Source organism: Providencia sp. AGC89 (assembly GCF_053543535.1).
On sequence record NZ_JBIXLP010000060.1, the window covers coordinates 92,537 to 106,393 of the forward strand.

Sequence of the window (13,857 nt, forward strand, 5' to 3'; positions counted from 1 at the left end):
TTTTATCCGTCTGATAAGGGCAAAATGTGCGCATCACTCAATTAGGATATTAAGTATGTTCAGATTTTTTAACTACTGCTCACAAGGAAGAGGTGCATGGCTATTGATGGCCTTTACTGCCTTCATGCTCGAGTGTGCTGCTCTATATTTTCAACATGTGATGAAACTACAACCCTGTGTAATGTGTATCTATGAACGCGTTGCATTACTTGGTGTTATGGCTGCCGGCTTAATAGGCGCAATTGCACCACGTAATATTATCATTCGTTGGGTTGCTATCATTATTTGGGTTTATTCTGCTTGGCGTGGCTTAGAGCTTTCTTGGGAACATACCATGCTCCAGCTCTATCCTTCTCCATTCGCATCTTGTGATTTCTTTGTGAACTTCCCTGATTGGCTACCATTGCAAACTTGGGTTCCAGCAGTATTTGAAGCGACGGGTGACTGCGCGGTTAGGCAGTGGGCATTTTTAGGGCTTGATATGCCTCAATGGTTGATTGGTATTTTTGCTGTTTATTTTGTTATCGCCATTATTGTTGCCATTAGCCAATTCTTCCCTGCTAAAAAATGATTTAAACCTTCTTATTGTATCCCCCTAGCTTTAATTTCAAACTGGGGGGATATCTTACATTTAATCTGATTGATAAATATAAATACACATAATTACTGTATTACGTGTTCTAATTTGATTGGGATATTTTTATAGGCAGGTATCCCACATTCCGGGTCATAACTATCCAATGAAATTAAATTATTGGCTTCAGGGAAATAAGTCGCAACGCAACGGTCAGCCATATCATAAATAACCACCGTTAAATTATCTAAACGGCGCTTAGTCGGTTTTTGGTTGCTATCTAACGCAATTAAGTTAACTTTATCCCCCGCTTTTAATTTCTGTTTTTGCGCCTCAGCACCGCTAATAAAAACGACATCCCTTTGCCCAAATACCCCACGATAGCGGTCATTTAACCCGTATATGGTCGTATTATACTGGTCATGGCTGCGCAATGTCGCAAGAACTAGCTCACTATTTACCGCTGAATTAGGGTCTTCAATCACCCCAACAGTTGGAATGAAATTAGCTTTACCTGATTTAGTTAACCAACGCCGCTCAGAAGCCGCATTTGTAAGGTGAAAGCCTCCCGGTATTTTGATGCGGGCGTTAAAGTTATCAAAACCGGGTAATACTGCTTCCATTGCATCACGGATCAGGTCGTAATTACCAATGAAAGCATCCCATTCAACTTTACTATTCGGTATTGTCGCTTTGGCAAGCCCTGCAACAATGGCACATTCAGATTTCAAATAAGGGCTACAAGGTTTTAATAACCCCTTTGAGGCATGTACCATTGACATTGAGTCTTCCACTGTCACGCATTGCACTCCACTACTTTGCCTGTCGATTTCACTTCGCCCCAGCACTGGTAGTATGAATGTATTTTTGGCTGTTAATAGATGAGAACGGTTAAGTTTAGTCGCAGTATGCACAGCCAAATCAAGCTTTTTCATGCCTTCAAAGCAGGCATCTTTATCAGGCATGGCAACCGCCAAGTTGCCCCCCATACAGATTAATGCGTTTGCACTCCCATTATAAATCGCTTGCATACTGGCAACTGCAGCATGACCGAACTCACTCGGAGGACGAAAACCAAAACGCTGTTCAATTTTATCAAGAAAACTTTTAGATGGTTTTTCTGTGATCCCGACCGTACGGTCGCCCTGTACGTTAGAGTGCCCCCTTAGTGGGCAAATCCCTGCGCCTTCTCGCCCAATATTACCTTTCAGCAACAATAAGTTGACTAATTGCTGTACGTTTTTAGTTCCATGCTGATGCTGAGTTATCCCCATGCCATAGCAAATTATGGTGCTTTTCGCTTCAATATAAAGGTCTGCGATTTCATCAATAGACTCATGCGATAAGCCTGATACCCTTAAAATATCGTCCCAACTGGTCGTCAGTAAATCATTTTTTAATGTTTCATACCCATCGGTATGGGCTGATATAAACTCGGTATCTAGGAGCGCTTTTTCGCCTGAGTCAATGGCCGCCTGATGTCGCTCAATCAGCCGCTTCATGACCCCTTTGATTAAAGCTGTATCTCCCCCAATCCGCACTTTATAATAATGACCAGCAAGTGGGGTTGATTCTAATGTCAGCATTTCTATTACGTCTTGCGGATATGTAAAACGTTCAAGACCACGTTCTCTTAACGGATTAATCGCTATAATTTTAGCTCCCCGTTTAGAAACTTCACGTAACGAACTAAGCATTCGTGGATGGTTAGTCCCAGGGTTATGGCCGATACAAATAATTAAATCCGCTTTATCAAAATCCTCTAATAATACCGTTGCTTTACCAACCCCTATCGAAGCAGCTAGCCCAACACTTGTGGGCTCATGACACATATTTGAACAGTCAGGAAAATTATTTGTTCCGTATTCTCGGGCCAGTAATTGATATAAAAATGCCGCTTCATTCGAAGTTCTACCTGACGTATAAAATTCAACAGTATTTGGATCAGAATAACTCCGCAGACGCTCTCCTATTTGTTGAAATGCATCATCCCATTCGACCGGTTCATATTTATCTGTTAATGAATTATATTTCATTGGGTGCGTTAAACGTCCTTCATTCTCTAAATGAAAATCATCCCAATCAAGTAATTCAGTTACTGTATGTTTTTCAAAAAAATGGGGGGTAGTACGTTTTGATGTGGCCTCCCAAGCAATGGCTTTGGCTCCATTTTCGCAGATATCGAAAGAAGCGGTATGTACTGGATCTGGCCACGCACACCCCGGACAGTCAAAGCCGTCAACCTTATTCATATCAAACATTGCAATAATATCATGACCCACTTTCATTTGTTCACGCAATGCTTCTGCAACAGCTTTAACTGCCCCCCAACCGGCGGCAGGTCCAGTGTATTCTTCAATTTTCTTTTTCATTTGTCATTACTCTTTAATAAATAGAACATGTATTTATCTGTGTTTTTATAATTATCTAAATTGCTTTTACAATTTAATACTAGTAATTAAAAAATTAAATATCAATAATTAAATTAAGGACTTAAATAGATGCTCGCAATTAGATGATGGACAAATGAATGTTTTAAAATAAAAATAAAACCTAATAAATAATTATTAAAATTATTTTATGAATTTAATGTTTAATATTTAATAAGTAATCAACCTCATATTAACGATTAATAAGAGGTTAATACATTTCATAAAAAGATGAGTTATATGCAAGCACCGGATTGAATAATATCAGCAGCGCAACGTTTACCATTGGCGAATTGACAAACCGCAGTTTGAGTTCCATTTAACTCTAGAGTAAGTGCAGGTAAACCGCCAGCCGAAACACAAGCTTCTTGTACCCCTGGGCCCAAATTAACAATTTGTTGAGCATAATTTGCAGCTACGGTATCTGCTTGGTCGGTTTTATTTCCACCAGAACTGCTACAGGCGGATAAAGTGAAAACGAATGCCCCAGCAGCAACCATTGACATTATCGTTTGTAACCGCAAATTGATTCTAAGTCTCATTTCTTTCTCCGCTAACACTCGCTCTACATAATGATTTTGTAGCACTTATTAATGCGTACCACTCTTTGAGAGTAGATTGATGATTAAAACACCAACTATAATAAACAGCATACCAATAATTGCAGGTAAATCGAGCTTTTGGTTGTAAATATAAATTGCAGCAATAGAAACTAACACAATCCCTAACCCTGACCAGATCGCATAAGCTATCCCTAATGGCATTACTTTGACTACTTGCGAAAGTCCCCAAAAAGACACCGCATAACCAATCACCACCACTAAAGAAGGCCAAAAACGACTAAAACCATCTGAAGCCTTAAGCGTTGTCGTAGCAATAACCTCAGCGATAATAGAAATAAATAAAAAGCTCAGCCCTTTCATACATTTTCCTTATTATTAAAATTATTAACGGTAAAATTTACCCTATACCTTTTATTTATACAAATAATGAACAATAAAAAGCCCCATCTTTCTTTACGAAAGACAGAGCGTTATTTTTATAAATTTTCTTACAAAACTGACTAATGGCTTGTTGAAACTGCAGTTTTATCTTCCAGCGATTGACTATAGCGTTTAAATAAGTAAATACACAAAATCAATGTAATTATACCAATACACCCGCCAATATAACCAATATTAGTCATCCCCATATGAACAATAACTAGGTTCCCCAGTAGCGCACCGCCACCAATACCTATATTAAAAATCCCTGAGAAAATTGACATTGCCAAGTCAGTTGCATCAGGAGATAAATCAATCACTTTAACCTGTAGACCTAAGCCGATACACATCATGGCGATACCCCAGAAAACGGATAGCATAATCAACGACCAGACATCTGAGCCTAAAGGCATTAGCAATAATAAACACACCGTCATTAGGGCAATTGCTGTTGGTAAGAAAAACAACGAAAACTTGCTACTATAACGACTAAATATAACACTCCCGATAATGCCAGCCCCACCAAAAATCAGTAACAATAATGTCGCAAAATTTTGGCTTTGCAATGCGATTTCACGGACAAAAGGTTCAATGTAACTGTAAGCAGTAAAATGAGCAGTCACAGCTAGAACAGTTAACGCAAACATCCCCACCAGTGCGGGACGTTTAAATAAGACGGGGACACTTTTTAACGAACCGGAGTGTTCACTCGGTAAACGGGGTAGGAAACGTATTAACACTATCATGGTAAATAAGGCAATAACACCAATACATAAAAAGGTGACCCTCCACCCTAAAAATTGCCCTATTACACGCCCAATTGGTAGCCCTAAAACAGTTGCTAATGCGGTACCTGTTGCTAATAAGCCCAACGCTTGCGCCTTCTTGCCTGCAGGTGCAACACGAATAGCTAAAGAAGCCGTTATCGACCAAAATACCGCATGCGATAAAGCAACGCCAATTCGCCCACCAATTAGTATTTCAAAGCTCCATGCAAACCCTGAAATAATATGGCTAACAATAAAAATGACAAATAAAAAAGCTAATAATTTACGACGCTCAATTTTACTGGTTAATAACATTAAGGGTAACGACATCAATGCTACGACCCAAGCATAAATCGTAATCATTAACCCTGTATGAGCGACTGACATGTCAAAACTTTGTGCAATATCACTAAGTAGTGCAACTGGGACAAATTCTGTTGTATTAAAAACAAACGCTGCAACCGCAAGAGCGACTACGCGGATCCACGCTGTTCTTCTAGAAACCTGAGTCATATTCATCTTAGCCTTCATTTCCCACAAGTAAAATGCACTAACTGATTAACAGCTTGTGAAAGTTGCCGCGAAAGGATATTAGTATTCGATATGGGTTTGATTAACCATTCAGCTCTTATTTAAGCTAAAACCCATTTTTGTGAATTATATCACAACTTTCAGTGGGGCTTAAAGGTCAGGCTTCCGCCAGCAAGCACAAAAACAGGAAGGTTTCCCTGTTATATCCCCCTTAACGTATCTAGGTTCCCCTTGTTTAGCAAATAACTATTACGCTCATTTATCTGAAAGCACATATCATTCCTTTTTATGCTACAATCTCACGATTATTTTTTATTTTTAAAGGACCTTGTTAATGAAAAACCATTTCCCTACTGATCCTGACGTGAATACTTTAGCTGATGAGATAACTTGTTTAAAAAATTTACTCACTCATATGCTTAAAGCTATTGGTCAAGCTGATGCAGGTAAAATTTTAATCAAAATGCAACGTGAAATCGCACTCATAGAAGATGAAAAACAAGCAGAAACCTATAAAAACACGTTAGAACAAATAAAAACGGCCTATCGCCAATAGATTATTTAGCGATAAATGCTATTTTAAGGATATATATTCTATTGAGTGGTTTAAACTGCACAAATAACTAAGTTTTGAATTTTTAAATCAACTATCTTAGTTCTCGAATTAAACCATTCTTTATTCATTTAGCTCCCCCTTCAGACCCTATGAAGGGGGCTTTTTTTATCTACCAACACAGTTTATTAATTAAACATTATTCCGCTTATAAATATCTTGGCAGTACTGCACGTACTCATCGAGTGTTGTAGTTGAAGTTTGTTTTTCCCAACATTTTTGTTCTTCGAAGGCCCATACTTTGAACAATTGACCAAGATTGGCTCCTGACATCCCAACCTCTTTATAGATCCTATGATAAAAACCTTGTTCAGAACGGTAGATTTCAAATTTAAATGCAACTAGTCGTGCGGGATTTGTCGTTGTCATAAAATCATTACCAAACACCAACGTTTTTTCCAGAATATCCATTTGGTCTCCTTGTGAATAAGTCAAAAGTTAATAGATAATATTTCATAAGTGAAAATTGATTAACTATTCTTAGCATAGCGCATTTAAACCTATTGCGTAGTTTGGTTTACATAAAACCCATTGAAAGCACTTAGAGATGATTAACCAAAAAGGGGTAAGGATACACACTAATTTAATGAAGAAGCTTCACCGAAGTGAAGCTTTTTACAGGGGGTATTTATGATTTGTTATCGTATAACTGTTTAGCCATATCAATACTATCCGCATTAACATCTTTTATATGGTCTCGAGTTAATCGATACACTACAGGGCTCAATAACAACAATGCAATTAAGTTAGGGATTGCCATCATCGCATTTAGCGTATCAGCCAATAACCAGACAAAATCAAGTGATTGGGTTGCACCGATTGGTAAAGCGATTAACCAAAGCACTCTAAACGGTTTGATAGCCCTTAATCCAAATAGATACTGCACACATTTTTCACCATAAAAACTCCACCCCAAAATGGTGGTAAATGCAAAAACAGCTAACGCAATAGCGACAATATAATTCCCACCCGGTATTGCTGATTGAAATGAAAAAGCGGTCAGCGTTGCGCCTGTCTGGCTAGTCAACCACCCTCCAGTGATAATGATCGTCAAACCAGTGACTGAACACACAATAATAGTATCAATAAACGTACCAAGCATTGCAATTAGCCCTTGGCGAATAGGGTTCTGTGTTTTCGCCGCAGCATGGGCAATAGGAGCACTTCCTAAGCCTGCTTCATTGGAAAAAACCCCTCTCGCAACCCCAAAGCGAATCGCAGCCCAAACAGCAGCACCGGCAAAGCCACCTTGTGCCGCCACAGGGTTAAACGCAGACGTCACTACTAAGGAAATTGCAGCAGGGATTTGCGTAAAATAAATACCAAGTACAATTAACCCTGCACCAAAATAAGCGACAGTCATAAATGGTACTAACTTACCAGCGACATCAGAGATACGGCGTAATCCACCAATCAACACTGCACCAACAAGTAAAACCAATACCCCTGCTGTTAACCACTTATGCACTCCAAAGTTACTTTCTAGTACATCCGCCACTGAGTTAGCTTGTACAGTATTACCGATGCCAAAACTTGCACATGCACCAAAAAAAGCAAATAGAGTACCTAACCAAATCCATTTAGGCCCCAATCCATTTTTGATGTAATACATTGGGCCACCAATATATTGCCCATATTTATCCACTTCACGAAAACGAACTGCAAGTACAGCTTCAGAGTATTTAGTTGCCATTCCAACCAACGCTGTCATCCACATCCAAAAGAGTGCTCCAGGTCCTCCCATCACAACAGCAGTTGCCACCCCTGCAATATTCCCAGTCCCAATTGTTGCAGACAATGCTGTCATCAAAGCATTAAATGGCGATATTTGCCCTTCACCGCGTGACTCGTTTTTTTGAAATAATAATCTAAAACCTGTTCCTATTTTCCTTATTGGCAAGAACGCGAGCCTAATTTGCATGTATATACCAACGCCTAAAATCCCAACTAGCATAGGTACGCCCCATACTATCCCGTTGAGTTCACTTAACCACGTAGTTATTAGCTCCATCTTACCCCCAAGTTAATCACTCTTATTTTTTAATTAACATTTATTAAACAAATCACCATCAATTTAATAAAGATTAAAAATGAAATAAAAGCGAACAAAAATTTAAAAAATTACCACTTACGATGCAAGATTGTGAGAAAGCTCACTTGTGATTAATATGTTTTAATTACCGATACAGTTAAATTGTGAATAAATCTTAAGCTTAAAATTTCTTACTGATTAACAGCTTTCTTGGTACAAGTGAGAGGACTTTTGTCCATAAAAAAAGCCCAGTAATAAAATGATTACTGGGCTTAGTTTTTAGATTTCGACTAAACAGTTAAGTTAGACTATTTTAAATACTCACCTGAACGCAGCGCTTCGATTCGTTTATCTAATGGTGGGTGAGATAAAAACAATTCACTAAATGCTTTTCCTCGGCCATTGATACAAAATGCCATTAAGCGCCCTTCTTCTTGCGGCTCATAACTCGTTTTCAGTCGTTGTAATGCGGCGATCATTTTTTCGCGCCCGACTAGTTTTGCCGACCCGGCATCTGCATGGAATTCACGATAACGAGAGAACCACATAGTGATAATGCTGGCTAAAATACCAAAAACAATTTCCAACACCATGGAAACGGCGAAATACACCATAGGGTTACCGTTACTACTTTCACTTTCATTATCGCTGTTTGACATAAAGCCTGCCGCGAGTTGTGCGATAATACGTGAAATAAAGATAACAAAAGTATTCACAACCCCTTGTAATAAGGTCATTGTTACCATGTCACCGTTCGCAATATGGCTAATTTCGTGAGCAATAACCGCTTCCGCTTCGTCACGGCTCATATTTTCTAATAAACCAGTACTTACTGCGACTAACGAAGCATCACGACGGGCTCCCGTAGCGAAAGCATTGATATCGGGCGCATGGTAAATAGCCACCTGTGGCATTTGGATACCAACTTGTTGTGCTTGGCGCTCTACCGTTGACATTAACCATTGCTCTGTTTGGTTGCGAGGAGTTTCAATCACCTCACCACCAACTGATTTCAAAGCCATCCATTTAGACATCAGCAGTGAGATAAATGCACCACCAAAACCAAATAACCCCGCCATGATCATCAAGCCTTGGACACTACTACCTCTAATACCGGTTAAGCTTAAGATTATTCCAAACACAAACATAACGGCTAAGTTTGTGAGTAAGAATAAAGCAATTCTCATCATTTTTTTGTATTCCTTGGTAAAAACTAATATCACGTAGAATTTACTTTATAAATAAGGTTTTTTCACACTATTTCAAGTCAATTAACATCAAAATATTAAAAAACAACATAACTTTACATTGAAACCACTAAAACGGGTTACTATTTTCTCTATTCAATCACAATAAAGAATGATTAAATTTAACCAATTGTTTTTAAAGGCTCAATTTATAACCAGCTCACATTAAATTGTTCCAATATTAAAATGATAATGCTGGTTATTATACGTATGGAAATTTATTCGTGCATTTAATTATATTTCCAGCAACTTTATTCGCTAAATCGATAAATATCAGTCTTTATTAGCCTATTTCAGAAAAACAAAGCCACCTTAAGATGGCTTTGTTTTTTAACTAACCCATTATTATACAGTTAGTTGCAAACACTTTCAGTTTAATTTGATTTTTCTTTCGTTGTTTTCGCTGATTGTTTATCTGCTGCTTTGATTACTTTTTCTTTTACTGTTTTGCTTGAGGTTTTATCTGCTGCTTTGGTTGCTTTTTCTTTTGCTGCTTTTGCCGAATCTTTATCGGTGGCTTTAGTTGCTTTTTCTTTTATCGCTTTTGCCGAATCTTTATTGGTGGCTTTAGTTGCTTTTTCTTTTACCGCTTTTGCCGAATCTTTATCGGTGGCTTTAGTTGCTTTTTCTTTTATCGCTTTTGCCGAATCTTTATTGGTGGCTTTAGTTGCTTTTTCTTTTATCGCTTTTGCTGGATCTGATGCCTTATCACTCTTTTTAGCCACCTTTTCATTTACCGTTTTATTTGCTCTATCTCCCGTTGCCTTTACTGGATCAGAAATAGAGGGCTTACTTGATTGCTTGGCAACACCAGAGCCAATGGTTGCTCCTGCAATACCCGCTTTACTGTTAATATCATTTTTCAATGATGTGGTGCACACTTGTTCTGAGCGGCTAGTGGAGCCATCATTACAAATGAACTTACCGCTTTCACAGCGATCGACCCCACCTTTGCTCCCTGAACAAGGGTAGTTTCTTGCTGTCGCTGTGTTTATTGATGAAGCCATCATGATACTAACTGCGATTAAACCTATAACTAATTTACCCATGGTATTGCCTCTTTGATTAAGAACCCTTATCAAAAGTTTAGAATAAATTAATTAAAGGTAAAGAAATCTAGAATGACACGATTATTTTAGACGATAAAAACTATCTAATATCTGTTTTAACTCTTTCTCAGACATTAAGTCATCATCGATGACTTTAAATAAAAGAAAACCCCATACAAATCATAGATAAGTATGGGGTCTGTTATTTAAAATGAGCTTTAACTTTACTTAGTTATTGATTATTACCTGATAGCATCTTGGTATTTTGACTTGCCAAGTCAATCGCCATTTTAACCGTTTCATCTAAGTACGGATCAGGGCCTTCATAATCCTTTGGTAAGTCATCAATTGATTTTAGTAATGGCTTACCTTCACGTACATTTCGTTCATTTATACGTTTAAGTTTAGTTGCTTCGATTTCATTATCTTCTTTTTGACGCTCAGCATAATTAAGCGAAATTAGATTCTTACTCTCTTTATGCGCTTTATAGCGCGCAATATCTTCATCGATATAATTGAATTCAGGGTCTTGGCTAATCCGCGCTAGATGCTGAGTTTTGATTGGCGATAAGTCTGATGAAATATCACCGACACGTGCATAGTTTGCTGGAGGAATGCTATCCCATGGCAATGCATTGTCTTCAAAACTTTCACCTGTTTCAGCAGGGTCTTGACCTGTTGGCATCACGACATCAGGTGTCACACCCTTACGCTGTGTACTCCCACCATTAACACGGTAAAACTTCTGGATGGTATATTGTACTGAACCCAATGAAGGCCATTCTGGCTTTAACATTTGGTCGTACACACGACTTAAACTACGATGTTGTTGTACCGTGCCTTTACCAAAAGTTGGTTCGCCCACGATTAATGCACGCCCATAATCCTGCATCGCTGCTGCAAAAATTTCAGATGCAGATGCACTAAAACGATCAACTAAAACAACCAGTGGGCCTTTATAGTAAATAACGTCGTCATCATCGACATCTTGACGAACTTGACCATTGTTATCACGAATTTGAACCACTGGGCCTTTTGGAATAAATAAACCAGATAAAGCAACAGCTTCAGTTAATGCCCCACCACCATTTCCGCGTAAATCAATGACCAACGCAGAAACATTATCTTTCGCGATATTTTGCAGTTGTGTTTTTACATCATTAGTTAAACCAACATAGAAACCAGGAATATCTAACACAGCAACTTTATCTTTGCCTTGCTGTTTGATAGTCAGTTTTACAGCACGGTCTTCAAGGCGGATTTGCTCCCGAACGATGGTGATGATATGAGGCTTCGCCCCTTTGGTATCAGAAATAACTTCTAACCGAACTTTACTTCCTTTTGGCCCTTTAATTAACGCAACCACGTCATCAAGGCGCCAACCAACTACATCCACAATCGGTTTGCCCGTTTGCCCTACACCAATGATTTTATCACCGACTTTTAACTCTTTGCTCTTCGCCGCAGGCCCACCCGCCACGAGGGAGTTAATCACCGTATTTTCATCATCTTGCTGTAAAACCGCGCCAATTCCTTCCAATGACAAACTCATTTCAGAATTGAATTGTTCAGTATTACGAGGTGAAAGATAACTCGTATGTGGATCAATTTCGCGTGCAAATGAATTAATAATCAGTTGGAAAACGTCTTCACTTTGTGCTTGCGTTAGACGTCTCAAAGCAAAGTTATATCGCTTGGTCAGTTTTTCTTTGATTTCTTTATCGTCTTTACCTGAAAGCTTTAAATTCAACCAGTCATAACGTACTTTTTGGTCCCAGAGACGATCAAGTTCTTGTTTATCTTTAGGCCAAGGGGACTTAGAGCGGTCAACTTCAATAGAATCCGTCGCATTCAAATCAATAGGTTGTTCTAAGCGAGCTAATGCATATTTAAAACGCTCAAAACGCCGTTCCTGCGATAGGTTATACAGGTCATAAAACGTATCTAATTTGCCGTCCTCAAGCCATTGACCTACTTTACCTTTATCTTTGGTATACTGATCAACGTCGGATTGAAGTAAAACATTGTGACCGAAATCTAACATATTGAGATAGCGGTCAAATATTTTCCCAGAAAACGCTTTGTCTAAATCAAATTGACGATAATGTGAACGAGTGAACCTTGATGTGACCCTTTCACTCACAGTGCCGTGCTGAGCGCTCTGTTTTAAGACAGGTAACTGAGCCGCAGTGACCGGAGCCACTGCTTGAGTATTAGCAATTGCACTACCGAAAGTAGCCAAACTGACAACAAGTGCAATTTTAAGAAGTTTGTTCATGACCTGATTGACCTCCGTATCAGAACTTTAAATGTTCCGCGCGTACAATCATTGCCAGTCCAGTTGGCAATTGAACCCTAACACCGTCTTTTGCAATTTCCAGCACAGAGGCGTCCATCACACTAGTACCCACTTTCACTTTCAATGATTGACCAATTTGAAGTGTGTTGATATCAGTGACTGATTTCAGATTCTGTTCTGGGGCTGGGTTATTACGACGGGGGGGTTTAGCTGATGTAGTTTGCGAGCGTTCTTTATTGTCTGATGGGCGACGGCGAGGCGCTTTCTCTTTAGTGGTATCTTGACTACGGGTGTTTTTTTCACTCGGCTTTTTCGCTGCTGGGCGCTTTTGCGCTTTTTGTTCAGCACGTTGCGCTTGAACACGAGCTTTAGCTTCAGCTAATTGTTGACGCGCATGAGCAATATGCTCTGCGTCTAATTCACCACAGTCTTCACCATTTAGGTCAACGCGTTTTGCGCCTTCTTTAACACCGTAGAGATAACGCCAGCTAGAGGTATACATACGCAACGCAGAACGTAATTGCGTTTTGCTAATACCGTCTTCTTCAGTTAAACACCCTACGATATCTTGAAAAATTCCGACTTTTAACGGACGTGCTTCGCCTTCAGCGATAAAACAGCGAGGAAAACGCTCTGCTAGAAATGCGATAACTTCTTTACTACTATTCAACTTAGGTTGATTTTCCATGAAATTTCCTGATAACAACGATTTTGCCAACCTCACGGGCATGAACAAGCCGACATTATAATCGTGTTGCTGACAATTGCCACGTTACTATTAATTTAACTGACCAATATTTAGTAATATTTTGGCATAGAACACATTGCCAGATGTTGACACAACTGGTTTACAAGGTGCTTTAAGCCTTTTTCATCCTCTTGGTCGAATTGGCTAATATTTGGGCTGTCGATATCTAAAACCCCAATAATTTGCCCATTTACCACCAAAGGAAACACAATTTCAGCGTTACTTGCCGCATCACAAGCGATATGACCTGGGAATGCATGAACATCTTCTATACGCTGAATTTGGTTGTGACTAAAAGCCGTACCACAGACCCCTTTACCAAAGGGTATTCGAACACATGCAACTTTACCTTGAAACGGACCTAATACTAATTCTTGCCCATTACTCAGGTAAAATCCAGCCCAATTAACTCCCTCTAAGCGCTCATACAGTAATGCACAAGTATTTGCTAAGGTGGCAATTAAATCATATTCTCCTGCTAATAATGCAGAGAGATTATCTGAAAGTTCAAGATAATACTTCTTTTTATCCATAATTATTTTTAGTAATAATCAAGTGATTAATGAAACATCTGTAAGAGTAACT

13 protein-coding genes are annotated in these 13,857 nt (G+C 38.9%); 2 read left to right on the forward strand and 11 right to left on the reverse strand.

Annotated elements, in window-relative coordinates; genetic code table 11:
• The first annotated feature begins 55 nt into the window (after window positions 1–55).
• The gene (dsbB, locus tag ACIPUA_RS08730) at window positions 56–571 is read left to right on the forward strand and encodes a disulfide bond formation protein DsbB (RefSeq protein WP_048607298.1); all 516 of its coding nucleotides are present in this window, start codon (window positions 56–58) and stop codon (window positions 569–571) included.
• A 92-nt stretch (window positions 572–663) separates the two neighbouring features.
• Here the strand turns inward: dsbB and ACIPUA_RS08735 are convergent, their stop codons facing one another.
• From ACIPUA_RS08735 to ACIPUA_RS08750, 4 genes are all read right to left on the reverse strand, one after another.
• Complete coding sequence (locus ACIPUA_RS08735; protein WP_048607300.1) at window positions 664–2,946, reverse strand: FdhF/YdeP family oxidoreductase; 2,283 nt, start codon at window positions 2,944–2,946, stop codon at window positions 664–666.
• Between the two features lie 293 nt (window positions 2,947–3,239).
• Window positions 3,240–3,545 carry a DUF333 domain-containing protein gene (locus ACIPUA_RS08740; protein ID WP_042843609.1) on the reverse strand — a complete coding sequence of 102 codons (306 nt, stop codon included), beginning with the start codon at window positions 3,543–3,545 and terminating at the stop codon, window positions 3,240–3,242.
• 48 nt (window positions 3,546–3,593) lie between these two features.
• A complete protein-coding gene (locus ACIPUA_RS08745) occupies window positions 3,594–3,926 on the reverse strand; it encodes a DMT family transporter (RefSeq protein ID WP_042843608.1) in 333 nt (110 codons plus the stop codon).
• Window positions 3,927–4,066: 140 nt separating this feature from the next.
• The gene (locus tag ACIPUA_RS08750) at window positions 4,067–5,266 is read right to left on the reverse strand and encodes a sugar transporter (RefSeq protein WP_405127784.1); all 1,200 of its coding nucleotides are present in this window, start codon (window positions 5,264–5,266) and stop codon (window positions 4,067–4,069) included.
• 352 nt (window positions 5,267–5,618) lie between these two features.
• Between ACIPUA_RS08750 and ACIPUA_RS08755 the strand changes: the two genes are divergently transcribed.
• Window positions 5,619–5,840, forward strand: a complete 222-nt coding sequence (locus ACIPUA_RS08755; RefSeq protein WP_042843606.1) for a DUF2594 family protein — start codon at window positions 5,619–5,621, stop codon at window positions 5,838–5,840.
• Between the two features lie 189 nt (window positions 5,841–6,029).
• Here the strand turns inward: ACIPUA_RS08755 and ACIPUA_RS08760 are convergent, their stop codons facing one another.
• The 7 genes from ACIPUA_RS08760 to ACIPUA_RS08790 form a co-directional block, all read right to left on the reverse strand.
• On the reverse strand, window positions 6,030–6,308 hold the full coding sequence (locus ACIPUA_RS08760; RefSeq protein ID WP_042843605.1) for a hypothetical protein: 279 nt from the start codon (window positions 6,306–6,308) through the stop codon (window positions 6,030–6,032).
• 217 nt (window positions 6,309–6,525) lie between these two features.
• Window positions 6,526–7,908: an alanine/glycine:cation symporter family protein gene (locus tag ACIPUA_RS08765; protein ID WP_042843604.1), complete on the reverse strand. Its 1,383-nt coding sequence runs from the start codon at window positions 7,906–7,908 to the stop codon at window positions 6,526–6,528.
• A 329-nt stretch (window positions 7,909–8,237) separates the two neighbouring features.
• Complete coding sequence (htpX, locus tag ACIPUA_RS08770) at window positions 8,238–9,119, reverse strand: protease HtpX (RefSeq protein WP_042843603.1); 882 nt, start codon at window positions 9,117–9,119, stop codon at window positions 8,238–8,240.
• A gap of 431 nt (window positions 9,120–9,550) precedes the next feature.
• The gene (locus tag ACIPUA_RS08775; RefSeq protein WP_449059566.1) at window positions 9,551–10,225 is read right to left on the reverse strand and encodes a cell envelope biogenesis protein TolA; all 675 of its coding nucleotides are present in this window, start codon (window positions 10,223–10,225) and stop codon (window positions 9,551–9,553) included.
• A 232-nt stretch (window positions 10,226–10,457) separates the two neighbouring features.
• Entirely contained in the window at window positions 10,458–12,503 is a 2,046-nt protein-coding gene (gene prc / locus ACIPUA_RS08780; protein WP_129465964.1) for a carboxy terminal-processing peptidase, read from the reverse strand.
• 19 nt (window positions 12,504–12,522) lie between these two features.
• Window positions 12,523–13,212: an RNA chaperone ProQ gene (gene proQ, locus ACIPUA_RS08785; RefSeq protein WP_042843600.1), complete on the reverse strand. Its 690-nt coding sequence runs from the start codon at window positions 13,210–13,212 to the stop codon at window positions 12,523–12,525.
• A 110-nt stretch (window positions 13,213–13,322) separates the two neighbouring features.
• A complete protein-coding gene (locus tag ACIPUA_RS08790) occupies window positions 13,323–13,805 on the reverse strand; it encodes a GAF domain-containing protein (protein WP_042843599.1) in 483 nt (160 codons plus the stop codon).
• Window positions 13,806–13,857 lie beyond the last annotated feature (52 nt).

What these genes read in the sequence shown, in the direction of transcription:
- ACIPUA_RS08755 (WP_042843606.1), top strand. Translation starts at nt 5,619, where the DNA reads ATGAAAAACCATTTCCCTACTGATCCTGACGTGAATACTTTAGCTGAT.
- proQ (WP_042843600.1), bottom strand. Translation starts at nt 13,212, where the DNA reads ATGGAAAATCAACCTAAGTTGAATAGTAGTAAAGAAGTTATCGCATTT.
- ACIPUA_RS08745 (WP_042843608.1), bottom strand. Translation starts at nt 3,926, where the DNA reads ATGAAAGGGCTGAGCTTTTTATTTATTTCTATTATCGCTGAGGTTATT.
- ACIPUA_RS08735 (WP_048607300.1), bottom strand. Translation starts at nt 2,946, where the DNA reads ATGAAAAAGAAAATTGAAGAATACACTGGACCTGCCGCCGGTTGGGGG.
- htpX (WP_042843603.1), bottom strand. Translation starts at nt 9,119, where the DNA reads ATGATGAGAATTGCTTTATTCTTACTCACAAACTTAGCCGTTATGTTT.
- prc (WP_129465964.1), bottom strand. Translation starts at nt 12,503, where the DNA reads ATGAACAAACTTCTTAAAATTGCACTTGTTGTCAGTTTGGCTACTTTC.
- dsbB (WP_048607298.1), top strand. Translation starts at nt 56, where the DNA reads ATGTTCAGATTTTTTAACTACTGCTCACAAGGAAGAGGTGCATGGCTA.
- ACIPUA_RS08740 (WP_042843609.1), bottom strand. Translation starts at nt 3,545, where the DNA reads ATGAGACTTAGAATCAATTTGCGGTTACAAACGATAATGTCAATGGTT.
- ACIPUA_RS08790 (WP_042843599.1), bottom strand. Translation starts at nt 13,805, where the DNA reads ATGGATAAAAAGAAGTATTATCTTGAACTTTCAGATAATCTCTCTGCA.
- ACIPUA_RS08760 (WP_042843605.1), bottom strand. Translation starts at nt 6,308, where the DNA reads ATGGATATTCTGGAAAAAACGTTGGTGTTTGGTAATGATTTTATGACA.
- ACIPUA_RS08750 (WP_405127784.1), bottom strand. Translation starts at nt 5,266, where the DNA reads ATGACTCAGGTTTCTAGAAGAACAGCGTGGATCCGCGTAGTCGCTCTT.
- ACIPUA_RS08775 (WP_449059566.1), bottom strand. Translation starts at nt 10,225, where the DNA reads ATGGGTAAATTAGTTATAGGTTTAATCGCAGTTAGTATCATGATGGCT.
- ACIPUA_RS08765 (WP_042843604.1), bottom strand. Translation starts at nt 7,908, where the DNA reads ATGGAGCTAATAACTACGTGGTTAAGTGAACTCAACGGGATAGTATGG.